Origin of the sequence: Collinsella aerofaciens (assembly GCF_902501475.1) — a bacterium.
Classification (GTDB): domain Bacteria; phylum Actinomycetota; class Coriobacteriia; order Coriobacteriales; family Coriobacteriaceae; genus Collinsella; species Collinsella aerofaciens_AL.
Window position 1 is genome coordinate 24,777 of record NZ_CABWIF010000060.1, and the last position, 24,552, is coordinate 49,328.

The following is a 24,552-nucleotide window of genomic DNA, read 5'->3' on the forward strand; positions in this document are numbered from 1 at the left end:
AGTATAGGTATGTCTATAGATATAGACAAGCACATCTAGACAAGTAGAAAAGAAATTTTTTATGCAGCCATCAGCTATGTCAGATTTAACAGGCGAAATACTGGACATATACCGTTTACGGCCAATAATCAACCGTTTACCGACCGTAGTATTTATGCTAACTTGTCTAGATAAGCGATATGAAAAAAATAGAAGCGCAAGAAGTCAGGGAAGCGGGCCCACCCGTCCTATTGCACGAGGTACACGCAAACGGCGCGTCTGCGGTCTCGAGTGAAGCCAAAACCGCAGTCGCTCCGAATGAAGAGAGGGGGATTCCCCGTCATGATGCAAAAGATACAACGTTTCGGCGGTGCAATGTACACGCCTGCAATTCTTTTCGCATTTTCCGGAATCGTCGTCGGCCTGGGTACGTTGTTTACCACCGAGGCGATCTTTGGCGAGATGGCCACTGCGGGCCATCTTTGGTTTGATTGCTGGAATGTGCTGCTCCAGGGTGGTTGGACGCTCTTTAACCAGATGCCGTTGCTGTTTTGCGTAGCGTTGCCAATCTCGCTCGCGAACAAGCAGAACGCTCGCTGCTGCATGGAGGCTTTGGCCATCTACCTTACCTTCAACTACTTTGTAAGCACAATCTTGGGGCAGTGGGGCCCTGTCTTTGGTGTCGACTATTCTGTCGAGGCGGGCAGCGGTACTGGTCTTGCCACTATCGCAAGCATCAAAACGCTTGACATGGGCATCATGGGCGCGCTTATTATCTCTGGTATCGCCACGATGCTGCATAACAAGTTCTTCGACACCGAACTTCCTGAGTGGCTGGGCGTGTTCTCGGGCTCTGTGTTCATCTATATGATCGGTTTCTTCGTTATGGTTCCGGTCGCTCTTATCGCCTGCCTGGTGTGGCCGCATGTTCAGGCTGCTATCTCCGCCTTCCAGGGATTCATCCTTTCCGCCGGTACGTTCGGCGTTGGCGTCTTTGCTTTCTTCGAGCGCGTGCTGATCCCTACAGGCCTGCACCACTTTATCTATACGCCGTTCTATTACGACAACGCGGCGGTCAACGGCGGCATCTTTGCTGCTTGGGCCAACATCCTGCCCCAACTGGCTGCCGATCCGAGCATTGCTCTTAAGGATGCCGCACCCTGGGCTGCCTATACCTGCCCTGGTTGGACTAAGGTCTTCGGCTCGCTTGGCGTTGCCATTGCGTTTTATATGACCGCCAAACCCGAGCGCAAGCAGCGCGTCAAGGCTCTGCTCATTCCCGTCACCCTTACCGCTATGCTTTGCGGTATTACCGAGCCGCTTGACTTCACCTTCCTGTTCATCGCGCCCGGCCTGTTCGTCGTCCACTGCGTGCTCGGAGCGCTTGGCTGCATGGCTCAAAACCTCCTTGGCGTCGTGGGTATCTTCGACGGCGGCATCATCTCGATGCTCTCGTGGGACTGGCTGCCCCTTTGGGCCGCACACGGTCTGCAGTACGCCATCTCCATCCTTGTCGGTCTGTGCTTTACCGCTCTTTGGGTTGTGGTCTTCCGTTTCCTGATCGTCAAGTTCGACTTTAAGACCCCCGGTCGCGAGGATGACGATGTTGAGGTCGAGCTCAAGTCCAAGGCCGACTACAAGCAAAAGCAGGGCGGTGCTGCTGCTGGCAAATCGGCCGCCCAGAGTAAAGATGATGAGCGCTTGGTGCTTGCCGAGAACATCCTCGATCTGCTCGGTGGCACGGATAACATCATCGATGTAACGAACTGCGCTACCCGTCTGCGCGTTAACGTCAAGGACAAGAGCGTCGTTGCACCCGAGGCTTCCTTCAAGGCGATCGGTACGCATGGCTTGGTGGTCCAAGGTCAGTCAATCCAGGTCATCGTCGGCCTTAGCGTCCCGCAGGTTCGCGAGAAGTTCGAGAGTCTTCTGAAGTTCGAGACTCTTCTGTAAACCATCGTCCATCGAAACAATCGGCCTTGCAGAGCCGGTATGCACCGCAAGGCCGATTCTAGAGATAAAAAACTCCACTTCTAGGTAACAATTCCAAACCGTGCAGGCCGCGTACGGGGATGGATTGAGCAAGCGGCCAGAATGAGGAGGACATCATGTCCAAGAAAAACTATGCCGTGACCATTGCCGGCGGTGGCTCTACCTTCACCCCGGGCATCGCTCTGATGCTGCTTGAGGAGCGCGACCGCTTTCCGGTCAACAAGGTGACCTTCTACGATAACAACGCCGAGCGCCAGGAGACCGTGGCCAAGGCCTGCGAGATCTACTTCCACGAGAACGCCCCCGAGGTTGAGTTTAGCTACACCACCGACCCCGAGACCGCATTCACCGGGACCGATTTCGTCCTTGCTCACATCCGCGTCGGCCTGTACGCCATGCGTGAGCTCGACGAGAAGATTCCTCTCAAGTACGGCTGCGTTGGTCAAGAGACCTGCGGTGCCGGCGGTATCGCCTACGGCATGCGCTCCATCGGTGGTGTCATCGAGATCCTCGACTACATGGAGAAGTACAGCCCCAACGCCTGGATGCTCAACTACTCCAACCCCGCGGCCATCGTCGCCGAGGCCTGCCGCGTGCTGCGCCCCAACAGCCGCATCATCAACATCTGCGACATGCCGATTGACCTCATGGATAAGATGAGCCGTATGTGCGGCATCAAGGATCGTCGCGAGCTGCAGTATAGCTACTACGGCCTCAACCACTTTGGTTGGTGGAGCAAGATCTACGACAAGGACGGCAACGACCTCATGCCGCAGATTAAGGAGCACATGGCTAAGAACGGCTACCTGGACGGCATCGAGCACGAGGCCGGTAAGGAGCAGCATGTCGAGGAGAGCTGGATTCACACCTTCGGCAAGGCCAAGGATGTCTATGCTGTCGATCCCGAGACGATTCCCAATACCTACCTCAAGTATTACCTGTACCCGGACTATGTCGTCGAGACGTCTGACCCCAACTACACTCGCGCCAATGAGGTTATGGACGGCCGCGAGAAGAAGGTCTTTGGCGCTTGCCGCGACATCATCGCCAAGGGTACTGCCAAGGACGGCGGCTTTGAGCCGGATGTACATGCCAACTACATCGTCGACCTTGCCTGCGCACTGGCCGAGAACACGCTCGAGCGCTTCCTGCTGATCGTCCCCAACGATGGCGCTGTGCCCAACTTCGACCCGACGGCCATGGTCGAGGTGCCTTGCATCGTCGGTTCCAACGGCTTTGAGAAGATCTGCCAGGGCCCGATTCCGCAGTTCCAGAAGGGCCTGATGGAGCAGCAGGTTTCCGTCGAGAAGCTCGTTGTCCAGGCTTGGGTCGAGGGCAGCTACCAGAAGCTCTGGCAGGCGCTCACGCTCTCCAAGACCATTCCTTCGGCAAGCGTTGCTAAGCAGATCCTGGACGAGCTCATCGAGGCCAACAAGGATTTCTGGCCTGAGCTTAAGTAAGGACTACTGTCTCGAACCCTCACACATCTCTGCTTCATTTGCGCCGCCGCGGCGTCCGGATTCGCCCGGATGCTGCGGCGGCGCTATACTTATGCAGTTTGAAGTACCTGTACCAAAAGGAGCTGTCGTGTCCCTTTCCATCGGTATCGTGGGCCTGCCCAACGTGGGCAAGTCGACGCTGTTCACCGCGCTTACCAAAAAGACCGGCCTTGCCGCCAACTACCCGTTCGCCACGATCGACCCCAACGTGGGTATCGTCGACGTGCCCGATAGCCGCCTGCAAAAGCTCGCCGACATCGTCAACCCGGGCCGCATTGTGCCGGCGACGGTCGAGTTCGTCGACATCGCGGGCCTGGTGAAGGGCGCCAACGAAGGCGAGGGCCTGGGCAACCAGTTCTTGGCAAACATCCGCGAGACCGATGCCATCTGCGAGGTCGTGCGCTACTTTAAGGATCCCAACGTCATGCGTGAGGTGGGCCGCACGGGCGAGTTCGTCGATCCCGCCGGCGATGCCGACACCATCATGACCGAGCTCATCCTGGCCGACATGGGCACGCTTGAGAAGCAGCTGCCCAAGCTCGAGAAGGAGGCCAAGCGCGACAAGGAGCTCATGCCCAAGTTCGAGGTCGCTAAGCGCCTGCTTGCCTGGCTCAACGAGGGCAAGCGCGCCGCATCCATGGAGATGACCGATGAGGAGCGTGCCGCCGCCAAGGGCCTGTTCCTGCTCACCATGAAGCCCATCCTGTATGTGGCCAACGTGGACGAGGATATGCTCAACGACGATCTGGCGCCCATCGATGGTGTTAAGCCGCTGCCCATCTGCGCCAAGATCGAGGCCGAGCTTTCCGAGCTCGATCCCGAGGACGCTGCCGACTACCTGGAGAGCCTGGGCCTGGAGCAGCCCGGTCTGGACGTGCTCGCGCAGGCCGCCTACAAGCTGCTTGGCCTGCAGTCGTTCTTTACGGCCGGCGAGATGGAGGTCAAGGCCTGGACGGTGCGTCAGGGCGCGACCGCCCCGCAGGCCGCCGGTGTCATCCACACCGACTTTGAGCGCGGCTTTATTAAGGCCGAGGTCATTGGCTACGACGACTACATCGAGCTCGGCGGCGAGCAGGGCGCAAAGGCCGCCGGCAAGCTGCGTATTGAGGGCAAGGACTATGTCATGGCCGATGGCGACGTCGTGCACTTCCGCTTTAACGTGTAAGGACGACGCGCATGTTTAAATATGGAAAAAAAGCCGGCTACATGGGCATCGCGCTGCTGGTGCTTGCAGTGCTTCCGCTGGTGGTAGCGGCGTTTGTGATCCCCAGCATTGGTCCCGAGGTGGCAACGAAGTTTAATGCCGCCGGCGAGGCGACGCGCTGGGGCAAGAGCTACGAGTTGCTGGCACTGCCGGTGCTCAACCTGCTGCTGAGCGTGGCGACGTACTTTACGGCGGGACGCCAGGCTAAAAACAATGATGACTCCGCCGCCATGGCTCGCATCGTGTGCGAGCGCTACCTGCGCAACGGTTGCATCACGGGTGTGTTCCTCAACGTGGTCAACGTTTACTTTATGTACTCGGCGATTACCGGAACGGGCTTTGGCCTTGGTTTCTAGCTTGTCCTTTTAGGCAACGAGCCTGCACATATATTCAATGGCTGCTGCGAGGCCGCCGCTCGATCGTGGTTTAAAGACCATGTCGGCGGCGGCCTCGTTCTCGTATCCGGCACCGCGAAGGGCGAGTGCGATGCCGGCTTCCAGGAGAAGGGGCAGACCGCGTTGGCTGGTTGCGATTACGGCAGCCTGATTGAGCGAGCAGCTGTGCGCTTGGCATTGGATGGCAAGTTCACCTTGCGCCGAGCAAGGGACCAGAACAGCGGCGACGCGACTTGATAGCAATGCAAATGCTGTGCGCTCATCGGGCGAAAGGCATTCTGCTTCAACGACGACGAGCTTGGGCGGTGCGCTGTTTGTGCGAAGCGTGGCTCGGTACATGCGGACCGAAGAACCCGACATAGAAAACTCCTGTGTATTCGGCAAAACGTAAACTATAGTTTACGTTTATGTTCGGCTCCATTTCAAACTCGGCTGCATGGACGAACGTGCGAAACAGATTCTTGGCAGGCGGGTCGAAGAGACACGCAGGGACCTTGGTATCTCCAAGGTTGATTTTTGTGTGGCGACAGGAATCAGCCGACCCTACCTCGACCGAATCGAAGATGGGACGGCAAATTTCACGCTCAAGGTTCTATTTAAGATCGCACCCGCACTCGGCATGACGGTGTCAGAACTTCTCGAGGGTATCGAATAGGGCGTTCCCCCGCTGTATTTGACGCTCTTTGGGCGGGTCCCCCTGGTTGCGATGTGCAAAATCGCGAGTATTCAGCACCAGTTCGGCCGTAGATGGTAGCTCGAGCGGCTGGCTTTGCCTTTTTGACAGTAGATAATCCACACGCTAAATAAAAATGAGGAATAAATATTTACTAAACGGACCCTTCGTCCTAAAAGTTCGTCTAATAATCGGCCGATTCTATGCGTCCGGAGGAGAAATTGCAGAATACTCCGATTTTTGCACGGCCCGAGGGGGACCACCTGTCGTTTAAGGCTGCGATAAGTGGAGCTGCCTTAGGGATTACGCCATCGGGATGCGGTCGTGGTTGACTTGGCTGTAGAACAGGCGCTGGATTTCGGTGGCATCACGTGACTGGCCGAGTGCCCACATGGTCTTGGCCACGAGCGTCTCGGTGGTCATGTCGTCGCCGCGCAGAATGCCCGGATGATCGGCGTAAGCACGGCCGACCTCATAAACGCCCAGATCTAGGCCCTCTTCGGGGACCTGCGTGGTCATAACGACGGTTCGACCCGAATCGACCCAGCGGAAAATTGCCTCTTGGAACGAATCGCCGGACTCGCCAAACTCGGGAATACCGCCAATGCCAAAGGTCTCAAGGATTACAGCATCGTAGCTATCGGCAAGGGCGTCGAGGATGCCCGGGTTTACGCCGGGCGTAAGCTTGAGTACAAATACGCGCGGGTCGATGCTGTCGTAGAAACGCACCGGGTTTTCGCCCTGATGAGTGCCGTGGAGCCCGTTGCGCACGATGCGGTCGTTGCGGATGTAGGCAATGGGCGGATAGTTGACGCTAATGAACGCGTTAAAGCTCATGGTGCGCTGCTTGCGGGCTCGCGTGCCGGCAATGGCGACGCCGCCAAACACGATCGATACGTCGTGCGAGTGCTCGTCGAGCGCATAGAGCAGGCTCTGGTACAGGTTGAGTTTGGCATCAGTAAAAGGGTTGCCCATGGGCTTTTGCGAGCCGGTGAGCACGATGGGCTTGGGGCTGTCCTGAATCAGGTAGGAAAGTGCTGCCGCGGTGTAGCTCATGGTGTCGGTGCCGTGCAGAATCACGAAGCCGTCGTGGTCGGCATAGCCCTTGACGATGACGTCGCGGATACGCATCCAGTCGCTCGGGCGCATATTGGTGCTGTCGATGTTCATGGGCTGCACCACGTCGAGCTCGCAGAGGCCCGAGATCTCGGGGACGCTCTGGGCGAGCTCCTCACCGGTCAGGGCGGGGGAGAGGCCGTTGCCGTCCTCGGTCGATGCGATGGTGCCGCCCGTGGCGATGAGAAGGATGCGCTTCATGCTGGTATTCCTATCGTATTTGCCGCCGCAAGGGCGGAGTCGTTCGGCAGTATTGTGGCACAGGGCGTCCAATGTTCAAACGTATTACATCATCTGTAACGTTTGGTAACACTTCAATTGCCGTCAAATAGGGGCCCAGGTCGTGCGTTTGCCGTGCGCTGATGGCTGCGAGGGGCGAGAAACCCCATATAACGTGTACACTATGGAGGTTATTTTCGTTCATTCACGCGGGTGGGCACCGGCTCCCCGCCAACAAGAGGGGGAAACCATGGATCAAAAGGCTTCCGCAAAGGTCCTCGTACTCGACTTTGGTGCGCAGTACGGTCAGCTCATTGCCCGTCGCGTCCGCGACCTCAACGTGTATTCCGAGATCGTCCCCTGCGACATCTCGGCCGACGAGATTCGCGAGATGAACGCCTCTGCGCTCATCCTTTCCGGCGGCCCGGCTTCCGTGTATGCCGAGGACGCTCCGTCCATCGATCCCGCCATCTTTGACCTGGGCCTTCCCGTCCTGGGCTTTTGCTACGGCCATCAGATCACGGCCGTGACGCTCGGCGGCAAGGTCGGCCACTCCGAGGTGGGCGAGTACGGCCGCGCCACTATCACGCGCACGGCTGGCGCCAAGCTCTTTAACTCCACGCCTATGGAGCAGACCGTGTGGATGAGCCACCGCGACGCCGTGTCCGAGGTGCCCGAGGGCTTTACCGTTACCGCCAGCACCGACGTGTGCCCGGTTGCCGCCATGGAGTGCCCCGAGCGCAAGATCTTCACCACGCAGTTCCACCCCGAGGTCAAGCACTCCGAGTACGGTCAGCAGCTGCTGAGCAACTTCCTGTTTGAGATCTGCGGCCTGGAGCCCAACTGGAGTATGGACAACCTGGTCGAGACCATGACGGCCGAGTTCCGCGAGAAGGTCGGCGACGACCGCGTGATTCTGGCCCTGTCCGGTGGCGTCGACTCCTCCGTCGTGGCTGCGCTGGGCGCTCGCGCCGTGGGCAAGCAGATGACCTGCGTGTTCATCAACCACGGTCTGCTGCGCAAGGGCGAGCCCGAGCAGGTGGAGGAGGTCTTCACCAAGCAGTTCGATGTCGACTTTATCCACGTCCACGCCGAGGACCGCTATGCCGAGCTTCTGGCCGGCGTGACCGAGCCCGAGGAGAAGCGCCGCATCATCGGTACGCAGTTCTGGAAAGAGTTCTTCGCCGTGGCGCAGCAGCTTGAGACCGATGGCAAGCCGGTCAAGTACCTGGCTCAGGGTACCATCTACCCCGACATCATCGAGTCCGGCGCTCGCAAGACGGGCGGCAAGACGGCCACCATCAAGAGCCACCACAACCTGATCCCGTTCCCCGAGGGCGTGCACTTCGACCTTATCGAGCCGCTCGACCACTTCTTTAAGGACGAGGTCCGCGCACTTGGTCTGGCGCTTGGCCTGCCGGGTCACATCGTGTTCCGTCAGCCTTTCCCGGGCCCGGGTCTGGCCATCCGCATCATCGGCGCGGTCGACAAGGAAAAGCTCGAGATCCTCAAGAACGCCGACGCCATCGTGCGCGAGGAGCTCGACGCCTACAACCAGCGCCTGTTTGAGCAGACCGGTGAGCGCAACTCCGAGCACAGCTGCTGGCAGTATTTTGCGGTCCTGCCCGACATTAAGTCCGTCGGCGTTATGGGCGACGAGCGCACCTATCAGCGCCCGATCATCCTGCGTGCCGTCGAGTCCAGCGATGCCATGACCGCCGACTGGGCCAAACTGCCCTACGACGTGCTGGCCCGCATCTCCGGCCGCATCGTTGCCGAGGTTCCCGGCGCCAACCGCGTGTGCTACGACATCACGTCCAAGCCGCCCGCGACGATCGAGTGGGAATAACGGGAACTGGCTTCTGAACTCGCGTTTTGGTGCTGCCGAGTACCGCCTGATACTGTTTCGGCATCGCCGCAGGACGAAGCCACCAGCGAAATAGTGGGAATAACAGCCCTCGAACCCTCTGGTTCGAGGGCTTTCTTTTTGCATCTCTACCTGGGAAAACGATCCAATTATTCCCGTCTATCCCTACTGGGCGGTACAGCGGAGTACTCGGCGGTACGGGAATAATTAGGCCCTGCGGGAATAATTCACAATTCGGGTCCCCCGAAGGCCGGTTTCGAACGGTCGAAACTGAGTTGAAACTGCGAGGCGGATTCAAACCCTTTTCAATTGTATTTGCCCAGGTCAACAAACGGGAATAAAGAAACGCGGAAATCGGTTTCCGCAGTTTCGACAACCCCGAATGCCGCCGAATAACGCCGTGTATCTTGCTGTATTTTAGCGCGCAATTATTCCTCGAACGGGGCTTCAGGGGTGCCGATTTCATACGGGAATAATGGAACAGCCTCCGGAGAACCGGAGGCTGTTCGCAAGAAAACGTCAATTCACCTGGGAAGATGTCAGAAAGAGGCCTTCCAGCCGGCGTAAGCGTCCTCGTCGAGTTCGCCGCGTTCGAGCTCGGCACGCTTTTCGGCCCAGGTTTTGATCGACTGCGCGAGCTTGGGGGCATGCGGCGCCCTGGGGTCGACCGTCAGGCCCATGCCGTCCTCGCTGGGGACGAGACCGTAGCCCTCCTCAAGCTGCAGCAGCAGGGCCATGAGGTCTCGAGACGTCTCGACGCCGTAGTCCTTGAGCGCGCCCTCGGAGACCTCGAGCGCCTTCGCGATCTTCTCGAGCAGCTCGGGCTTAACCGCGCGGATGCCGCTCTCGTAGTGCCTGATCGCACCCTCGGTGAGCCCTACGGCATCGGCGAGCTGGGCCTGCGTAAAGCCCTTCGCCTTGCGATGCCGCCGAATGTTGTCGCCTGTCGCCATGTGCCCTCCTATAGATTTCGTCGGCGACCATTCTATCAGCGTACGAGTTTGTACGCAATTCTATTGACAGTACAGATACGTACGATTATTCTCGGGAATACGAGCGTACGCATACGTACGGATAGATAGGAGGTCCAAGATGGAACAGCCGGTGGCAAAGACACCGAGGCCGAGCATGCTCACCGCCGACGAGGTGGCGGAGCGCCTGAAGATCAAGAAAGGCAGCGCCTACGAGGTCATCCGCCAAATGAACAAGGAGCAGGAGGCCCTCGGGCGCGTGGTGATCCGCGGACGCGTCCGCAGCGACCTGTTCGATGCCCGCTACTTCCCGGAGGTGGACGATGCCAGCCTATAAGGACAAGAAGACGGGGCTCTTCTACGTGCAGTTCTACTACCGCGACGCGCGCGGGGCCAAGCGGCACAAGACGAAGAAAGGTTTCCAGACCGAACTCGAGGCGCTTCTGTGGGAGAAGAACTTCAAGGCCCTCAAGGACGACGCCATGGACATGACCTTCGCCGACTTCTGCAAGGTCTACGAGGCGGAGGTGAGGCCGAGGGTCCGCGAGCACACCTGGCTCACCAAGGAGAACATCATCCAGAGCAAGCTCCTGCCGTTCTTCGGCGACATGCGCATGTGCGACATACGGCCCGTCGACATCGTCAGGTGGCAGAACTCCCTCACTGGATCAACAAGGGCGGACGGCGACGGCTTCAAGCCCACTTACCTGAGGATCATCAACAACCAGCTAAACGCCATCTTCAACCACGCCGAGCGCTACTACAACCTGGAGAAGAACCCCGTTCACAAGGTGGACAAGATGGGCAGCAAGGAGGCTGGCGAGATGCAGTTCTGGACCAAGGACGAGTACCTCCGCTTCTCGGAGGCCATCTCCGACAAACCACTCGCCTTCTACGCTTTCGAGGTGCTCTACTGGATGGGCATACGCTGCGGCGAGCTCATGGCGCTCACGCCCTCGGACTTCCTGATGGAGACGTCGGAGCTGCGCATAAACAAGTCCTACCAGCGCCTGCGCGGCGAGGACGTGGTCACGAAGCCGAAGACGCGCAAATCGGTGCGTACGATCAAGATGCCCGCGTTCCTCCGCGACGAGATGGCGGAGTTCATCGAGATGCGCGATGACGTGGCGCCCGACGAGCGGCTCTTCGGCTTCACGAAGCACTTCCTCGTGCACGAGATGGACCGCGGCTGCAAGGCGTCGGGCGTCAAACGGATACGCATCCACGACCTTCGCCACAGCCACGTGAGCCTGCTCATCAACATGGGCTTCTCCGCCCTCGACATCGCCGAGCGCGTGGGACACGAGGCCATCGACATCACATACCGCTACGCGCACCTTTTCCCCGCCAAGCGCGCGCAGATCGCCGACGCGCTCTCCGAGCTGAGGAGCGAATAGGATGCCGTGCGAGAACAGCGCCCGCAAGCGCAGCAAGACGATGGCGTTCCGCTGCACCCCGGAGGAGTACGAGCTGATCGCCAACATGGCCGCCTGGAGCGGCATGAGCAGGCAGGACTACATCATGGCGAGGCTGACCGGGACCGAGATAACGGTGAGGCCGTCGTCGCGGACGCAACGGGCGCTGCGCGACTCCATGAAGAGCCTGGCGGAGCGGCTCCTCGCCGTGTGCGACGCCGATGAGCTCGATGCGGACCTCCAAAGGCAGCTCGCCCTGGTCATGGAGATCTTCAACGGGTTCGGCGAGGCACCGCCGCCCGGAAGGCGCGCAAAGCGCGAGAAGGGGCCCAGCGACGATCTCTTCGGGATGTCTCGATGCTAATCCCGGGCCGCGATTGGGAGGCGCAACCGCTTCCGAGCGCACGCGCGCGTGCCGGCGCGGCGAGGGGCCGCAGGCGTAATGCGTGGGCGACCAAGGCAATCAGAGGCAATTTGATGAAAAAGGTATATACTATTTTCATCAAAAAGGAGGAACGCTATGACAGAAGCAGAGGCCATCGCTAAGCGCATAGAGAGCTTCGGCGCCGGCAGGGCCTTCACAGCCGCCGACTTCTCCGACGTCGCAGGCCGGCGCAATGCCGCCAACGCGCTCGGGCGCTTGCATGCAAAGGGAGGGATCGCCCGCGCCATCCGCGGCGTCTACTACGCGCCGGAGCGCAGCGCGCTCATGGGCACCGAGGTGCCGGCCAGCGCCGACGAGGTCGTGCGCGCCGTCGCCCGTGCCAACAAGTGGATCGTCGCACCGTCCGGCGACGCGGCGCTCAATGCGCTGGGCCTCGACACGCAGGTGCCCGCAAAGCTCGTCTACGTCAGCAGCGGTCCGTACAAGCGCTACGAGTACGGGCCGTACGATATCGAGCTCCGGCACCGCGCCAACCGCGACCTGCTCGACTGCTCGCAGATCACCTGCACCATCGTGCAGGCCCTCAAGGCGCTCGGACGCGAGAACGTGGGCGACGAGGAAATCGGAACGCTCGCGCGCAACCTCACGGAAGGGCAGGTCGGCGCGTTCCTGGAAGAGTCGGCGGGGCTCACCTCCTGGGTCGCCGACGCCGCGAAGAAGATATGGGAGGCGAAGCATGGACAGGATCGCTAGGGCCTCGACCGGCGAGCGCAGGCTGGTCTTCGAGGCCGCCGCGCAGAGGATGGCGCTTGCGCCGGCCGTCGTCGAGAAGGACTTCTGGGTGTGCTACACCTTGGACCACCTTTTCCACAGAAGCGGCTTCGCCGAGTCCATGGTGTTCAAGGGCGGCACGAGCCTGTCGAAGGCTTTCGGGCTCATCGAGCGCTTCTCGGAGGACATCGACCTCATACTCGATTGGCGACTCCTGGGCTACGGCGAGGACGAACCGTGGGAGCCGCGCAGCAACTCGGCGCAGGAGCGGTTCAAGGCCGACAGCATCGAGCGCACGAACGCCTTCCTGGCCGACGCCTTTGCTCCGAAGCTCAGGGCCACGCTCTCCGAGTCCCTCGGCACCGAAGCATCCGTTAGGTGCGGGGCCGAGGAGGAGACCGTGTACTTCGACTACCCGCGCTCCTACGAGTCGGCGGGCACGCTCGACACCATCAAGCTGGAGATAGGACCCATGGCGGCATGGTCGCCCTCCGAGGAGGCGGCGATAACCCCGTACGCGGCGGACGTGGTTCCGTTCGGGCCCGAGCTGTCGACCACGGTGCGCACCGCGAGTCCCGAGCGCACGTTTTGGGAGAAGGCCACCATCCTGCACCAGGAGGCCAACAGGCCCGAGGGCAAGGCTATGCCCAGGCGCTACTCCCGCCATTACTACGACATGTACCGCCTCGGCCACTCGTTCGTGCTCGGCCGCGCCGTAGCGCAGCCTGGCCTCCTCGAACAGGTCGTCAGGTTCAAAGAGAAGTTCTACCGCACGCCGTGGGCCAAGCTGGCCGACGCGAGGCCCGGCACGCTCAGGCTCGCCCCTCCAAAGGGCAGGCTCGACGAGCTGGCAGCCGATTACGCCTCGATGAGGCCGATGCTGTTCGGCAGCTACCCGAGCATCGATGAGATAGTCGCCTACATGGTGGAGCTCGAGGAGACCATCAACGGGCTAAGCTGACCAAGGGCGCCCCAATTCCGGGCGCCTGCCAGAATCGAAGAGGCGGGGCGGGCAACGCGACGGCTTCCCCGCCGAGAGCGGAGCGTTCCTTTTCGACGGGCGGCGTTGAGAGTTCGGCATAAAAGACCTCGTTCTGCAGCCTCCAGGATGCGCGCGGCGTCCTCGATGCGCTCGGCGCATCTCTCGCTTATCGACCTCAGGGCCAGTATGCCCTCGACGTCGAGAGGGTCCAGCTGGTCGGCGTGCGCCATGGACTCGAGCAGCTGGTCCAGCCCCCTCGCCAGCCTTCCCGCATCTGCCACCGCGTCGAGCAGCTCGCGACGCTCGTCCTTCTCGTTGATGCCCATCATCAGCCGTCCTCCTTCTTCCGACGGACGTGCTGCGCAGCACCGTAGCCGTTCCGCATGGAGAGCCGCCTCGCCGCCAGCGGCCCCGTGAGCATATCGACCGTGAGCGGTACGGGAGAGGCCGTCCCGATTAGGGTAGCGGCGCCGCGACTCGGAAACGCGCCTCCGTCCTCCACGCGACGTCCCGACGTAACCCTCGCGAGCGCCCCAGCAATCGCCGACAGATCGCATCCCATGTCCGGAAGCCCCGGCGCCCATGCCTGATTCCATACCGCACGCCTCCGCCCCTCCGACTCGAAACCCGCCCTGGCGCTCCTTGGACGCGCAGGGTCGCACGCCGGCGGGCGGCCAGCAAGGGCCGCGACACTTTTTCGGGTTCTTCGCCCCATGCGCTCCCGCGCGAACAACGCGAAAAACTGACGTCGGGAGATTTCTATAACCACGCCCGACTTCGCTTCCTCCCTTGCCGGCGCGCCCGCGCTGCATGCGACTCACGCGACGCAAGGCACGCCACAGGGGCGGGCCTCAGAGTCTAAGGAGCAAGACATGAACGACATGAAGGAAAAGGCGATGGGCGCGGTCAAGGCCTTCCTCGAGCGCAAGGGCTACGAGATCGTCGACGAGGCCTGGCAGGGGCCCGAGGGCATCGGCGGGATCGACCTCGTGGCGGTGGACGAGGACGGAACCCTGGTCTTCGTCGACGCCACGGTCCGGATCGGGACGGACGGCTTCCCCGAGGCCCACAGGGCGCGCGGGCTGCGCGAGGCGCTGGCGGCGACGTGGCTCGCCGGCAACGGCGACGACTACGCCGACACGCCGGTCCGCTTCGACGAGGTGGCGATGATGGTCGTCAAGGAGAACCGAGCGCTCCTGCGCCACCACGTCAACTGCTTCGGCGAGATGGAGCCGCTCTCCTAGGCGGCGCGCCCGGCCCCGGGCTCCCGGGGCCGGGTTTCCCCGAATCCGGTCCCTGTACCACGAAAGCGTACATATTCGTACGTTTTCGTGGTACACTCCGCTTGTCGGACAAATCCGTACGGTTTTGTCCCGACGCTCCGAGACTCGGGGCGCGCCGGACCGGATGCGGCGAGGCGCGCCCCACGCTACACGCTAGAGAGGACGCGACCCATGCGCACGATAGCCATTTCCAACTACAAGGGCGGCGTCGGCAAGACGACTACCGCCGTGAACCTGACGACGATCTTCGCCGCCCGGGGCCTCCGGACCCTGCTCGTCGACCTCGACCCGCAGGCGTCGGCAACCGACTTCTTCGGCCTCTACGACCGGGCCGCATCCGAGCGGCGCACATCGGTCGAGCTGCTCTACGGCGGTGCGCCCGTGGAGGAGGTCGCCTACGCCGCCGGGGAGAACCTCGACGTGGTGGCCTCGACTATCGACCTCGTCGACCAGAACGAGATGCTCCTGCGCGAGCAGCGACTCAAGTTCGCCCTCGACGACGCCTCGGGCTCCTACGACGCCTGCCTGATCGACTGCAGCCCCGTGATGCGCAGGCTCGCCTTCAACGCCTACCTCGCCGCGGCGGAGGGCGGCATGGTCGTCATCCCCGTGAAGCTCGACTCCACCGTGATGCGCGGCACGGCGCTCACCGTGGAGGCGACGCGCTCCATCGCCGACGCGCTCCGCATGCCCACGCCCCGCTGGAAGATTCTCCGCACCTGCGTGCCCGGCCGCATGACCAACGCCGAGGCCACGGGCGCGGCCGTGCTCGACGGGTTCTTCCCGGAAGAGCAGTTCGAGACGGTCATCCACGCGAGCAGCAAGGTCTGCGAGGGCAGCTGGCAATGGAAGCCGGTGGCGGCCTTCGAGCCGGGGAGCCGCCCCGCGCGCGACTACGAGGCGCTCGCAGACGAGGTATGCCGTGAGCTCGCCTAGGCAGGTGGCCGCGGGCTTCACCATCACGGGGCTTCTCGACGGCGCGTCGCGCACCCGCGGGCGCTACCCGGTGTCCGAGATCGCGGTGGCCGACATCGCCGACCACCCGGCGAACGCCGCGTACTCCATGGACCCGGCCGGCATAGCCGAGCTCGCCGAGTCCATACGCGAGGACGGCCTCACCGACCTGCCGCTCGTGCGAAAGGTCGGCGACGGCTCGTGGCAGATGGTCTCCGGGCACCGGCGCAAGGCCGCCTACGCGCTGCTCGCGAAGGACGACCCCGCCTACGAGAGGATGCCCTGCCGCGTGATAGAGGACATCGACGACGAGCGGGCGGTAACGCTGCTCCACGCCGCGAACTACTTCACCCGCGCGCTCACCGTGACCGAGCGCGCCGCCGCGACGGAGGCGCTCAGGGGCGACGCCGTGCGCCTGCGCTCCGAGGACCCGTCGCTTTCCGGCATGCGCGTCGACGACGTGAAGGCCGCCATCATCGAGCGGCAGACGGGCCGCAAGGTCTCCGGCAAGACCATCGCGCGCGAGGAGAGGCTGGCCCGCCGTATCGCCGAGGACCTCTCGCCCGAGTGGGCCGCCGAGGCCGACCGAGGCAACCTCAGCGCCGAGGCGGTGCGCTCGCTCGCGGGCATGCCGAAGGAGCGCCAGGCGGAGATGCACGCCGCGATGGAGCCCTGGCGGCGCACCAAGCGGGAGCTCTCCGACTACGTGAGGAGCGAGGGCAAAACACAGGCCGGCCCCGACGGGCGCATCTCCAAGGCAGCGAGGCTCGTGGCCGACTTCCTCGAGAGCCCGCCCGAGAGCCCGAGCGCGGCCGACCTCTCGCTGCTGCGGGAGATGGCGCTCATGACCGCGCCCTACGCGGAGGCGGGCGCAGGGGCCCGGAAGGTTCGAAGAAGGGCCTCGCATTCGAAATCCAGCAAGTAGCCTATGGCGTCCGACACTTCGGTCGGGCGTCCATAGCACTTGGGGACCGGGCGGCCTCGGACCCGTCATGCCGCGGGCCGTTTAAGACCCCGCTTTCGCGAGGCCCGGTCCCAGAGGCGGCGCCCGAGCCGGGCCGCCGCCTGCGGGGGATCCCCCGCGCCCCTAGAGAGACGCGCCCGCCGCGCGGCGGGCCCGAGGAAAGGAATCCGCCATGGAAGAGGAAGCCGGCGCCGCCAAAAGCAAGGAGCGCCGCGTCACGTTCCGCATGGAGGGAGGCGACTACGACGCGCTCTGCGAGCGGTGCGAGCGCGCCGGCCTCAGCAAGTCGGAGTACCTGCGCTACCTCGTGCGCATACCTCTGTCGACGGAGGCCAACGCGGGAGACGAGCACCGCATACTCGTGGACCGCAGGGCCCTGTGGGCGATGTCGCGCGAGCTCACGAAGTGGGGCTATCACTACAACCAGGCCGTGCACGCGATGAACCTCATCAACTTCCACGCCCGCCACGGGCGCGTCGACCGCGACCTCGTGGCGGAGAGCGTCCCTACGATCGAGCGCGAGCTCGCCGACGTGAACGCCGCGGCCCGCGAGATGGCGGCCGAGCTCGGGCGCATCGGAGCCGACTCGCTCGTGGAGGGGTCGCCATGCCGATCCTGAAGCCGATAAGCGGCCACGGCGCGACCGGAGGCATCCGCCGCTACCTCGAGAAGGGAGGCCGCGCCCTCGCACGCGACCTGTTCAACCTGAGCTACGACGAGCGCGACGCCGGCGCGCTGGGAGACGAGGCCAAGGAGGCCTGCGCCTGGGACGCCGAGATGGACGCCACGCGCGCCGCGTTCGGCACGGACGCCCCATGGCGGGGAAAGCCCGCGCGCACGTTCAAGCACTTCGTGCTCTCGCCGGACCCCGGCGACGACATCGACCTGGCTGCGCTGCGCGAGCTCGCGTGCTCGTGGGCGCTCAAGCACTTCGGCGACCACGAGATCGCCATCGTCTACCACGACGACAACGCCCGCGGCATACCGCACGCGCACATCGTCGTGAACAACGCCAACCTCCGCACCGGCTACCGCATGCAGACCCAGCACCCCGAGGACCTCAACCGAGACCTGCAGGACATGGCGCACGGGCGCGGGCTGTCGGGTCTCTCCAACGACCGGGCGCCCGAATCCCCCTCGAAGGCGCGCGGGCGGGCAGGTGCGGGCGGACCCAGGAGCCGCAGGAGCATCTACCTGGGCCGGGCCGAGAAGGAGATCATGCGCTCTGGCGGCTACTCGTGGGTCGGCGACATCCGCGCCCGCGTCGCGCTCGCCAAGACCACGGCGCGCGACGAGGCGGAGTTCCTCGGCGTCCTCGACGCCCTGGGCGTGCACGTCGCCGACAACTCGGCCAAGGCGCGGCGGGACGACTGGGTGTTCAGCCTGGCCGAGGAGCCGTCCAAGAAGGTAACCGGCGAGCGCCTGGGGTTCGTCTACGGCAAGGAGATGCTCCGCCGCCGCTTCGAGCGCGAGGGGGCTTACCGCCCCACGGACGCGAGCGCCGCGCGCATCCGCGAGGCCGCCGAGCACGCCCTCGAGCTCAACGACCTCTCGGAGCTGAGCAGGCTCTCCTCGGCGCTCGAGACCTGCGCGAAGTTCGACGTCGAGTCCATTGAGGAGTTCGGTCTCAGGATGTCGACGCTCGAGCGGCGCGGCCAGGCGGGCGGCGAGGGGTACCGCCGCCTCGAGGCTGCGCGCGACTACATGGCGATGAACGGGCTCATGCCGCTCAAGACCCGCTACGAGGACGATCGCGGGCGTGGTGCTGCCGAAGGAAACTCGCGCGACGGCCGCCGAGAGGACGAGCAGCAGCGAATCCTCGCCGCCGAGCGGCAGCGGGCCCAGCAGGAGCATCGCAGGGAGAGGGGCCGGAGATGATGGTGAGGATAGAGTACGAGGGCGGCAGGACGACGCTGTTCGACACGCTCTCGTTCACGGAGGGGTCGCCGTTTACCGGCGCGAACATGCTCACGGAGTTCGAGCTCGAGATGAGGGATGAGCCCGAGAAGGGGCTCTGGCTCACGGCGAACTGGCACCAGGTGCGCGACGACTGGCGTGTCGACGCGCCCGCGGACGGCATACCGGCCGCGCGCAGGTCCCGCGGCTGGCGCTTCATGCTGGCATCGGAGGCCGAGCTCGGGCGCGCCCGGCGCGTCCTGCTCGACGGCGACGAGGTGTTCGCCCGTGTGCGGGGATATCTATGTGATGCCGCTGCGATTTCCGCTTGCTACCGCGAGCACGTGGGCCCTCCCTCAAAACCGCTGAAGTCGCAGATAAGGGACCTGCAGCGCACGCTGGGGAGGGCGGAGGTCCCGGGCGTGCCCGACGGGCTGGCGAGGCTGCTCGCGGAAGAGAAGGAAGAGGGCGCCGACGAGGGCGCCCGCAAGGTCAAGGAAGATTGGGGTGACGTCGATGAAGAGGCTTGGTAGGTTCCTCATGGCGGCGCTTAAGGTCACGCTGGGCTTTTTCGTCTGGCTGTTCCGCGCCGTGTTCAAGTGGGTGTGTTAGCGTCAATATAATTTTCACCATTTTCACCAACGTATTTTCACCAATCGCGCCAACGCGGATGCGCCGGATTTGCCAACGCGGATGCGCCGCTTTCGGCGCCTAGGCGCCCTCCTCCTTCCCGTCCTCGCCGCCAATCGACACGTCCTTCAGGCGGTACGACCGGCCCGTTATCTTGATCATCGCGCAGTGGTGGCACAGCCTGTCGGCGACCGCCGAGGCCGTGACGTTGCTGCCGAACACGTCGCCCCACCTGCCGACCGGCACGTTGGTCGTGACGATGGTCGACCGCTTGAGCGCGTAGCGCCTGTTCACCAGCTGGAACAGCAGGTCGGCGCCCTCCTTCCCGATATCGAGGTAGCCCAGCTCGTCTATTATCAGCAGGCTGCAGTGCTCGTAGAAGCGCATCCTGCGCGCCAGCGCCTCCTTCGCCGAGGCGTGCTTGAGGTCCTCGACCAGCCTCGAGCAGTCGGCGAAGTACACCTGCTTGCGCGCCATCACCGCCTCGTAGCCTATGGCTATCGACAGGTGGGTCTTGCCGACGCCGGGGCTGCCGACGAGCACGACGTTGTCGCCGCGGTCGACGAACTCGAGCGTGGCCAGCTGCTCGACGAGCCCGCGCGGCACGCTCGGCTGGAAGCCCCAGTCGAAGTCGGCCAGCGTCTTTATGTAGGGGAAGTTGGCCATCCTCGTGCGGCGGTCGTCGTCGGCGCGCCGCTTGAGGGCTATCTGGGCGTCGGTGAGCTCGAGCATGGCGTCGACCAGGCTCTTCCTGCCGTCGGCGACGAGCCTGACGTACTCGGGCACCGACGACGCCATGCCCTCGAGCCCCAGCTCCTCGAGGTTGGCCGCCAGGCGGTTGAGCGGGCTGGCCTGCACGGCGGCGCTCACAGCGAGCCTCCTATCGAGTCGAGCAGCCCGAGGTTGGCCGCGGCGGCCGCCTCGATGTCGCCGGCGGCGTCGCCGAACCAGCGCTTCCCGGCCATGGCCTCGGCGTAGTGGGCCGGGTCGTAGGCGGGCCCGCCCGCCACGTGCGTGGCCACCAGCTCGCCGCCGACGTAGCAGTCCATCGCGCCGCCGGGCATGCAGACGATGCGGGCCGGCCTGCCGATGCAGCGCCTGGGCACCGACATGGGCTCGCCGTGCGCGCTCACCAGCATCGTGGCCGGCACCCTGGCCACGCGCACCACGTCGCCCATCGCCTCCTCGAGGGCGCGCAGGTTGCCGACGGGCGGCAGCGCGTCCTTCTCCTCCATGAACAGCACCGACGGCGGCAGCCCCGTGGTCTCGTTGGGCTCGGAGTTGCTGGCGTCCTCGATCCGCGCGATGATCTCGTCGATGTCGTCCCAGCCGTCGAAGTCGCCCTGGTAGGCCATGAGCCGCGACAGGAAGCGGTTCGACGACTCGACCTTGCCCTTGGTCTGGGGGCTGCGCGGGCGGCACAGCTTGAGCTCGAAGCCGGCGGCCCTGGCGAACTCGTATGCGCGCTGGACCTTGAGCCGCCTGCCGCCCTTGATCGTCACCAGGGCGGACATGTTGTCCGTGACCCACTCGCGCGGCACGCCGCCGAGCCTCGCGATCGTGGCGTACATGCACCTGACCAGGTCGTCGGTCGTCCTGGTCCCCGACCGGATGAATACGTGCCTGCGGGAATGGCCCAGCGTCGCCGCGAACACGTTGAACTCGAACAGCTCGCCGTCGCGGTTGGCCATCTTGACGGACTCCTTCCAGTCGAACTGCAGCTGCAGCCCGGGCGGCGTCTCGAAGCGCGGGTGCGGCTCCGGGCCGCCGGAGGCCCCGACGGAGATGCCGTTCTTGCGCATGAACTGGGTGAAGGCGTTGTAGCCGGCCAGGCTCTCGCCGGGATACCTGTGCAGCAGCCACTCGTGTATGCCCTTCTTGGTGACTCCCGGCAGCTGCGCCTTGGCGGCCACCTCCTCGATGTGCGCGTCGAACGAGCCCGCCCTGTCGCCGCGCCCGTCGTGGGGCCGCCCGCCATCGGCCCTCCAGTACGACGCCACGGTGTGCCTGTCCTTGCCGTAGCGCTTCGCTATGTCGCTGAAGTTGGGCTTTATGCCCGCTTCCCTGTACATGTCCAACTCTCCGATCAGGTTCTTCTCCGCCACAGCCCGCTCCTCCCGAAAGCATCGCTTGCTTGTCGGTCGAAGCGTAAGCCCCGGCGTTGGTGGAAATGGTGAAAATGCGTTGGCGTAAATGGCGGGATTGCATTGGTGGAATTGGCTAGTGCGCGATGGTCAAAATGGTCGTTTTTACAGTAGCGCTAACACGCGGGCGTCCACATGGTGATCTCAGGGTTGGGCAGCACGCGGTCGGCGATCGAGCGCAGCGCCGACCCCCAGCCGGCGTCGAGCAGGGCATTCCCGCCCAGGACGAGCGCTGCGGAGAGGAGGGCGAGCACGGCGGCGAGCGGCTTCCTACGCATCTGCCCTCCCGTCCTCGAAGCGGTAGAACCAGGCGATAAGGACGGCGGCGGTTGCCAGGGTGAGCACGAGGCCAGCGAGCGCAGTCGTGAGGAGAGGGCCCGCCGCGCGTGCGGCGTCGATGAAGGCCTCCACCCCGAGCGACCCCAGGCGCGCGGGCCAGGCGAGCGGCACCCAGCTCAGGGGCGTCGCCAGGGCACCGGTGAGCTCGCCGGTCATGAGGCCGTGCGCAAGTCCGCCCACTGAGAAGAACGCGAGGAGCATCCCCGCCGCGCCGGCGCAGATGGTGGCGTTGCGGCCGAAGCGCAGGGCCACGCCGAGCCCCAGCGCGTAGAGGGGCAGGCTGCCCAGCACGATGCCCGCCCAGGCGGCCGCAAGCGGAGCGGGCCCGAGCGGCAGGCGCCCGGCGATGGCGAGCACGGCCCCGAACACGCTGAGCGCCACGGCCAGCGCGCCCGCGCCGAGCGCCGCAAGGGCGAGTAGCTTCGCCGCGAGGGCGCGCCCGCGCGAGGGGACCGCCGTGAGGTTGGCGAGGCGCCCGGCAGCGCGCTCCTCGTCCACGGCGAGCCCGCAGACGATGGCGGACATGAGCGGCATGAGGGCGCCGAGGAACTGGGCGTAGGCGTCCGCGCCCAGCGCCGGGTCCCATCGGGTTATGGAGAAGTACTCGCCGCAGGCAAGACCGGCTGCCAGGCCGCAGACGAGGTGCACCGCCGTGAGCGGGGAGCGCGCCAGGCGCAGGGCCTCGGAGAGCAGGGCCCGCGGGAGAGTCATGCGTGGCGTCGGGTCGGAGAGTCGTGTCACGGCCATCACCTCTCCTCGGAGCGCGCGAACCAGGCCGCGCCCGCCGCCGTGAGCGCGGCGAACGCGAGCGCGCAGACCGCAAGGCCCGCCAGTGTGAGCATGCCGTCCGCCGTGAGCGCCCCGCCGAGCGCCATGTCCGCCGCGAGTGGCTCGCCGCTCGGCAGCACGGGGATGAAGTTCGTGGGGATGACCATGCTCGCCGACGGCGGAAAGAGCTGCGGCAGCGGCACCAGCGACCAGGCGAACCCACCCACGAGCTGCGCGGCGAGCGGGCAGAAGATGCCCGCGAGCATGCCAAGCCGCGCCGTGAGGAAGAGCCCTGCGGGGATCATCCACGCCGCGGTCACCGTGTTGGTGAGCGCGCAGAGGAGCATCGTGAGCGTGCCCGCGGCCGTGAGGCCCTGCGAGGAGAACGCCGAGCCCGCGAGGTAGATGCCGAAGACCACGAGGTTCGAGAGCGTGCAGAGCGCGAGGCACCAGAGCGCCTTGGCCCACCAGGCGCGCCCGAGCGGGAAGCCCAGGCCCAGAAGCCCCCGCATCCGCGTGCGCGCGTCCGCCCGCGCGACGCACGCCACCACGAGCGAGAGAGCCACGGGCAGGAAGAGCGCGTACCAGTAGTTCCACGCGCTGAAGATCTGCACGCCCCGGTAGGGCATCGCGCCGAGCAGCGGCATCGGCAGCGCCATGAGCACGGCCAGGCGAACCGGTGCCGCGTGGCGCGACTTCAGGGCCTCGGCGCGCAGGCCCGCGAGCAGGCCGCCTTTCTCGCCCGTCATGCCGCCACCTCCCCGCGCGCTCGACGCCCCTCCCGGCAGACGCTCATGAAGAGTTCCTCGAGGTCCTGCCCAGGTCGAAGCGCATCCTCGTAGGCGAGGCGCCCCCCGTAGATGATGCCGATGGTGTCCGCCATCTGCTGCACCTCGGAGAGGATGTGGCTCGAGACGATCACCGTCGTACCCGCCGCCGCGAAGCCGCGGATCTGGTCGCGCAGCTCCTCGATGCCGATGGGGTCGAGGCCGTTAGTGGGCTCGTCGAGCACGAGCAGGCGTGGCCGGGCGATCAGCGCCAGCGCGAGCCCCAGGCGCTGCCGCATGCCCATCGAGAAGCGCCCGGCGCGCTTCTTCCCGGTGTCCGCGAGGTCCACGGCGGCGAGCACCTCATCTACGCGGCTCTCGGGAAGGCCCAGCAGCGTGGTGCGCACGCGCAGGTTCTCGCGCGCGGTGAGGTTGGGGTAGAGCGGCGCCTCCTCGATGAGGCTGCCGATTGCGTAGAGGTCCTCGCGGCGCCAGGCGTGCCCGGCAAAGAGGATCTCCCCGGCCGTCGGCCGCAGCATCCCGCAGATCATCTTGAGCGTTGTCGACTTGCCGGCGCCGTTGGGGCCGAGCAGCCCGTACACCTCGCCCTCGCGGATATGAAGGCTCACGTCGGCCACGGCATCCTGCGCCTGGTCGCCGCGGCCGAAGCGCTTGGTGAGCCCGCGCGTCTCGAGCATGTAACCCATGGGTTCGTCCTTTCTCTTCCGGGCGCGCGGGCCGAGTCGCCGTGCCCGCGCGCCTTACCTTTCGGGTTCACCATCCATGGTGGGACGCGTTTCTAACGAAGCCGTAACGGCCGTTGGGCTCTTTTGACGCCAGCCCTTCTCGACCCGTACGCCACTCATGGTATGTTTACGCGATAACAAGGATGGAGGTGCCCGTGGCACGCAATAAGTACCTGGAGGAGACGGTCGAGAAGATTCTCGACGTTGCCGAGCGGCTCCTCGTGGAGCGCGGCTACGAGCACACCACGATGATCTGAAGAGCAATACGCTAAATCGAAAAAGGCAAACCCTGGAGACGCGATTTTCGCCAGAACGAGCAAGAATATCGAAGATGTCTGCACACCATTGGCGTAGGAAGGGGAACAACCGGCTGCAATCAGCGGACACTCTTGCGCGTATGCGACCGATAGCATTATCCCGAGATACCTAGCATATTTAATCAGGGCTGCCAGTGACAGCGTGAGGGTAATTTAGCGGTGGCGGTTCTGCCCGCTGCCGTCCCGTGCTGATTCTGGCTTGCGAGGCGATTCTGCTATTCTGCGAGTTGAAAAGGTTCCATCCCGGCGACAAGAGCTCCCCTGCTCTTCCGCGAA

28 protein-coding genes are annotated in these 24,552 nt (G+C 64.2%); 18 read left to right on the plus strand and 10 right to left on the minus strand.

Annotated elements, in window-relative coordinates; genetic code table 11:
* The first annotated feature begins 321 nt into the window (after positions 1–321).
* The 4 genes from GDJ93_RS09675 to GDJ93_RS09690 all read left to right on the plus strand — a co-directional run bounded on the left by GDJ93_RS09675 (position 322) and on the right by GDJ93_RS09690 (position 5,030).
* Positions 322–1,932: an alpha-glucoside-specific PTS transporter subunit IIBC gene (locus GDJ93_RS09675; RefSeq protein ID WP_152068625.1), complete on the plus strand. Its 1,611-nt coding sequence runs from the start codon at positions 322–324 to the stop codon at positions 1,930–1,932.
* Between the two features lie 155 nt (positions 1,933–2,087).
* Positions 2,088–3,431, plus strand: a complete 1,344-nt coding sequence (locus GDJ93_RS09680; protein WP_117848085.1) for a 6-phospho-alpha-glucosidase — start codon at positions 2,088–2,090, stop codon at positions 3,429–3,431.
* A 127-nt stretch (positions 3,432–3,558) separates the two neighbouring features.
* Complete coding sequence (ychF, locus tag GDJ93_RS09685; RefSeq protein ID WP_035136922.1) at positions 3,559–4,635, plus strand: redox-regulated ATPase YchF; 1,077 nt, start codon at positions 3,559–3,561, stop codon at positions 4,633–4,635.
* 11 nt (positions 4,636–4,646) lie between these two features.
* Positions 4,647–5,030, plus strand: a complete 384-nt coding sequence (locus tag GDJ93_RS09690) for a DUF1648 domain-containing protein (protein ID WP_152068626.1) — start codon at positions 4,647–4,649, stop codon at positions 5,028–5,030.
* Positions 5,031–5,039: 9 nt separating this feature from the next.
* On the opposite strand, the gene GDJ93_RS09695 is transcribed toward GDJ93_RS09690, so the two are convergent.
* Entirely contained in the window at positions 5,040–5,429 is a 390-nt protein-coding gene (locus GDJ93_RS09695) for a hypothetical protein (protein WP_152068627.1), read from the minus strand.
* A gap of 76 nt (positions 5,430–5,505) precedes the next feature.
* Between GDJ93_RS09695 and GDJ93_RS10365 the strand changes: the two genes are divergently transcribed.
* Entirely contained in the window at positions 5,506–5,724 is a 219-nt protein-coding gene (locus GDJ93_RS10365; protein WP_035136926.1) for a helix-turn-helix domain-containing protein, read from the plus strand.
* Between the two features lie 321 nt (positions 5,725–6,045).
* Here GDJ93_RS10365 and GDJ93_RS09705 read toward each other — a convergent pair whose 3' ends face one another.
* Positions 6,046–7,059 (minus strand): asparaginase, encoded by a 1,014-nt coding sequence (locus tag GDJ93_RS09705; RefSeq protein WP_152068628.1) that lies wholly within the window; start codon positions 7,057–7,059, stop codon positions 6,046–6,048.
* 268 nt (positions 7,060–7,327) lie between these two features.
* On the opposite strand from GDJ93_RS09705, the gene guaA reads away from it, so the two are divergent.
* The gene (guaA, locus tag GDJ93_RS09710; protein ID WP_152068629.1) at positions 7,328–8,926 is read left to right on the plus strand and encodes a glutamine-hydrolyzing GMP synthase; all 1,599 of its coding nucleotides are present in this window, start codon (positions 7,328–7,330) and stop codon (positions 8,924–8,926) included.
* A gap of 557 nt (positions 8,927–9,483) precedes the next feature.
* On the opposite strand, the gene GDJ93_RS09715 is transcribed toward guaA, so the two are convergent.
* A complete protein-coding gene (locus GDJ93_RS09715) occupies positions 9,484–9,897 on the minus strand; it encodes a helix-turn-helix domain-containing protein (RefSeq protein ID WP_152068630.1) in 414 nt (137 codons plus the stop codon).
* A 151-nt stretch (positions 9,898–10,048) separates the two neighbouring features.
* On the opposite strand from GDJ93_RS09715, the gene GDJ93_RS09720 reads away from it, so the two are divergent.
* From GDJ93_RS09720 to GDJ93_RS09740, 5 genes are all read left to right on the plus strand, one after another.
* Positions 10,049–10,252, plus strand: coding sequence for a hypothetical protein (locus tag GDJ93_RS09720; protein ID WP_226812586.1), 204 nt, complete (start codon positions 10,049–10,051; stop codon positions 10,250–10,252).
* Positions 10,239–11,312, plus strand: a complete 1,074-nt coding sequence (locus GDJ93_RS09725) for a site-specific integrase (RefSeq protein WP_152068632.1) — start codon at positions 10,239–10,241, stop codon at positions 11,310–11,312. Before GDJ93_RS09720 ends, GDJ93_RS09725 begins: the two co-directional genes overlap by 14 nt.
* 1 nt (position 11,313) lies before the next feature.
* Positions 11,314–11,694, plus strand: a complete 381-nt coding sequence (locus GDJ93_RS10030) for a plasmid mobilization protein (RefSeq protein ID WP_193221523.1) — start codon at positions 11,314–11,316, stop codon at positions 11,692–11,694.
* Positions 11,695–11,850: 156 nt separating this feature from the next.
* A complete protein-coding gene (locus GDJ93_RS09735) occupies positions 11,851–12,468 on the plus strand; it encodes a DUF6088 family protein (protein ID WP_152068633.1) in 618 nt (205 codons plus the stop codon).
* Positions 12,452–13,447 (plus strand): nucleotidyl transferase AbiEii/AbiGii toxin family protein, encoded by a 996-nt coding sequence (locus GDJ93_RS09740; RefSeq protein WP_152068634.1) that lies wholly within the window; start codon positions 12,452–12,454, stop codon positions 13,445–13,447. The genes GDJ93_RS09735 and GDJ93_RS09740 overlap by 17 nt, the downstream gene beginning before the upstream one ends.
* Here GDJ93_RS09740 and GDJ93_RS10175 read toward each other — a convergent pair.
* Positions 13,405–13,797 carry a hypothetical protein gene (locus tag GDJ93_RS10175; RefSeq protein WP_226812587.1) on the minus strand — a complete coding sequence of 131 codons (393 nt, stop codon included), beginning with the start codon at positions 13,795–13,797 and terminating at the stop codon, positions 13,405–13,407. The two genes, GDJ93_RS09740 and GDJ93_RS10175, sit on opposite strands and share 43 nt — an antisense overlap.
* A gap of 543 nt (positions 13,798–14,340) precedes the next feature.
* Here GDJ93_RS10175 and GDJ93_RS09750 point away from each other — a divergent pair.
* From GDJ93_RS09750 to GDJ93_RS09775, 6 genes are all read left to right on the plus strand, one after another.
* Positions 14,341–14,712, plus strand: a complete 372-nt coding sequence (locus GDJ93_RS09750; protein WP_152068635.1) for a YraN family protein — start codon at positions 14,341–14,343, stop codon at positions 14,710–14,712.
* Between the two features lie 210 nt (positions 14,713–14,922).
* Positions 14,923–15,687: a ParA family protein gene (locus tag GDJ93_RS09755; protein ID WP_152068636.1), complete on the plus strand. Its 765-nt coding sequence runs from the start codon at positions 14,923–14,925 to the stop codon at positions 15,685–15,687.
* Positions 15,674–16,630, plus strand: coding sequence for a ParB/RepB/Spo0J family partition protein (locus GDJ93_RS09760; protein WP_152068637.1), 957 nt, complete (start codon positions 15,674–15,676; stop codon positions 16,628–16,630). The genes GDJ93_RS09755 and GDJ93_RS09760 overlap by 14 nt, the downstream gene beginning before the upstream one ends.
* A 211-nt stretch (positions 16,631–16,841) precedes the next feature.
* Positions 16,842–17,288 (plus strand): CopG family transcriptional regulator, encoded by a 447-nt coding sequence (locus GDJ93_RS09765; protein ID WP_152068638.1) that lies wholly within the window; start codon positions 16,842–16,844, stop codon positions 17,286–17,288.
* Positions 17,276–18,547 carry a relaxase/mobilization nuclease domain-containing protein gene (locus tag GDJ93_RS09770; protein ID WP_152068639.1) on the plus strand — a complete coding sequence of 424 codons (1,272 nt, stop codon included), beginning with the start codon at positions 17,276–17,278 and terminating at the stop codon, positions 18,545–18,547. Before GDJ93_RS09765 ends, GDJ93_RS09770 begins: the two co-directional genes overlap by 13 nt.
* Entirely contained in the window at positions 18,544–19,098 is a 555-nt protein-coding gene (locus tag GDJ93_RS09775) for a hypothetical protein (protein WP_152068640.1), read from the plus strand. Before GDJ93_RS09770 ends, GDJ93_RS09775 begins: the two co-directional genes overlap by 4 nt.
* Before the next feature lie 178 nt (positions 19,099–19,276).
* Here the strand turns inward: GDJ93_RS09775 and istB are convergent, their stop codons facing one another.
* The 6 genes from istB to GDJ93_RS09800 all read right to left on the minus strand — a co-directional run bounded on the left by istB (position 19,277) and on the right by GDJ93_RS09800 (position 23,920).
* Positions 19,277–20,065 carry an IS21-like element helper ATPase IstB gene (istB, locus tag GDJ93_RS09780; protein WP_152068641.1) on the minus strand — a complete coding sequence of 263 codons (789 nt, stop codon included), beginning with the start codon at positions 20,063–20,065 and terminating at the stop codon, positions 19,277–19,279.
* Positions 20,062–21,300 carry an IS21 family transposase gene (istA, locus tag GDJ93_RS09785; protein WP_152068642.1) on the minus strand — a complete coding sequence of 413 codons (1,239 nt, stop codon included), beginning with the start codon at positions 21,298–21,300 and terminating at the stop codon, positions 20,062–20,064. The genes istB and istA overlap by 4 nt, the downstream gene beginning before the upstream one ends.
* A gap of 155 nt (positions 21,301–21,455) precedes the next feature.
* Positions 21,456–21,617, minus strand: coding sequence for a hypothetical protein (locus tag GDJ93_RS10035; protein WP_193221524.1), 162 nt, complete (start codon positions 21,615–21,617; stop codon positions 21,456–21,458).
* Positions 21,610–22,425: an ABC-2 family transporter permease gene (locus GDJ93_RS09790; RefSeq protein WP_152068643.1), complete on the minus strand. Its 816-nt coding sequence runs from the start codon at positions 22,423–22,425 to the stop codon at positions 21,610–21,612. Before GDJ93_RS09790 ends, GDJ93_RS10035 begins: the two co-directional genes overlap by 8 nt.
* Positions 22,425–23,195, minus strand: coding sequence for an ABC-2 family transporter permease (locus tag GDJ93_RS09795; protein WP_152068644.1), 771 nt, complete (start codon positions 23,193–23,195; stop codon positions 22,425–22,427). Before GDJ93_RS09795 ends, GDJ93_RS09790 begins: the two co-directional genes overlap by 1 nt.
* On the minus strand, positions 23,192–23,920 hold the full coding sequence (locus tag GDJ93_RS09800) for a lantibiotic protection ABC transporter ATP-binding protein (RefSeq protein ID WP_035136943.1): 729 nt from the start codon (positions 23,918–23,920) through the stop codon (positions 23,192–23,194). The genes GDJ93_RS09795 and GDJ93_RS09800 overlap by 4 nt, the downstream gene beginning before the upstream one ends.
* A 194-nt stretch (positions 23,921–24,114) precedes the next feature.
* Between GDJ93_RS09800 and GDJ93_RS10040 the strand changes: the two genes are divergently transcribed.
* A complete protein-coding gene (locus GDJ93_RS10040; RefSeq protein WP_216596234.1) occupies positions 24,115–24,216 on the plus strand; it encodes a TetR/AcrR family transcriptional regulator in 102 nt (33 codons plus the stop codon).
* Positions 24,217–24,552: the final 336 nt, after the last annotated feature.

Bases quoted from the DNA above. Each gene is read 5' to 3' on its own strand.
- GDJ93_RS09675 (WP_152068625.1), top strand. From the start codon at position 322: ATGATGCAAAAGATACAACGTTTCGGCGGTGCAATGTACACGCCTGCA.
- GDJ93_RS09680 (WP_117848085.1), top strand. From the start codon at position 2,088: ATGTCCAAGAAAAACTATGCCGTGACCATTGCCGGCGGTGGCTCTACC.
- GDJ93_RS09690 (WP_152068626.1), top strand. From the start codon at position 4,647: ATGTTTAAATATGGAAAAAAAGCCGGCTACATGGGCATCGCGCTGCTG.
- GDJ93_RS09695 (WP_152068627.1), bottom strand. From the start codon at position 5,429: ATGTCGGGTTCTTCGGTCCGCATGTACCGAGCCACGCTTCGCACAAAC.
- GDJ93_RS10365 (WP_035136926.1), top strand. From the start codon at position 5,506: ATGGACGAACGTGCGAAACAGATTCTTGGCAGGCGGGTCGAAGAGACA.
- GDJ93_RS09705 (WP_152068628.1), bottom strand. From the start codon at position 7,059: ATGAAGCGCATCCTTCTCATCGCCACGGGCGGCACCATCGCATCGACC.
- guaA (WP_152068629.1), top strand. From the start codon at position 7,328: ATGGATCAAAAGGCTTCCGCAAAGGTCCTCGTACTCGACTTTGGTGCG.
- GDJ93_RS09715 (WP_152068630.1), bottom strand. From the start codon at position 9,897: ATGGCGACAGGCGACAACATTCGGCGGCATCGCAAGGCGAAGGGCTTT.
- GDJ93_RS09725 (WP_152068632.1), top strand. From the start codon at position 10,239: ATGCCAGCCTATAAGGACAAGAAGACGGGGCTCTTCTACGTGCAGTTC.
- GDJ93_RS10030 (WP_193221523.1), top strand. From the start codon at position 11,314: ATGCCGTGCGAGAACAGCGCCCGCAAGCGCAGCAAGACGATGGCGTTC.
- GDJ93_RS09735 (WP_152068633.1), top strand. From the start codon at position 11,851: ATGACAGAAGCAGAGGCCATCGCTAAGCGCATAGAGAGCTTCGGCGCC.
- GDJ93_RS09740 (WP_152068634.1), top strand. From the start codon at position 12,452: ATGGACAGGATCGCTAGGGCCTCGACCGGCGAGCGCAGGCTGGTCTTC.
- GDJ93_RS10175 (WP_226812587.1), bottom strand. From the start codon at position 13,797: ATGATGGGCATCAACGAGAAGGACGAGCGTCGCGAGCTGCTCGACGCG.
- GDJ93_RS09750 (WP_152068635.1), top strand. From the start codon at position 14,341: ATGAACGACATGAAGGAAAAGGCGATGGGCGCGGTCAAGGCCTTCCTC.
- GDJ93_RS09755 (WP_152068636.1), top strand. From the start codon at position 14,923: ATGCGCACGATAGCCATTTCCAACTACAAGGGCGGCGTCGGCAAGACG.
- GDJ93_RS09765 (WP_152068638.1), top strand. From the start codon at position 16,842: ATGGAAGAGGAAGCCGGCGCCGCCAAAAGCAAGGAGCGCCGCGTCACG.
- GDJ93_RS09770 (WP_152068639.1), top strand. From the start codon at position 17,276: ATGCCGATCCTGAAGCCGATAAGCGGCCACGGCGCGACCGGAGGCATC.
- GDJ93_RS09775 (WP_152068640.1), top strand. From the start codon at position 18,544: ATGATGGTGAGGATAGAGTACGAGGGCGGCAGGACGACGCTGTTCGAC.
- GDJ93_RS10035 (WP_193221524.1), bottom strand. From the start codon at position 21,617: ATGCGTAGGAAGCCGCTCGCCGCCGTGCTCGCCCTCCTCTCCGCAGCG.
- GDJ93_RS09790 (WP_152068643.1), bottom strand. From the start codon at position 22,425: ATGGCCGTGACACGACTCTCCGACCCGACGCCACGCATGACTCTCCCG.
- GDJ93_RS09795 (WP_152068644.1), bottom strand. From the start codon at position 23,195: ATGACGGGCGAGAAAGGCGGCCTGCTCGCGGGCCTGCGCGCCGAGGCC.
- GDJ93_RS09800 (WP_035136943.1), bottom strand. From the start codon at position 23,920: ATGGGTTACATGCTCGAGACGCGCGGGCTCACCAAGCGCTTCGGCCGC.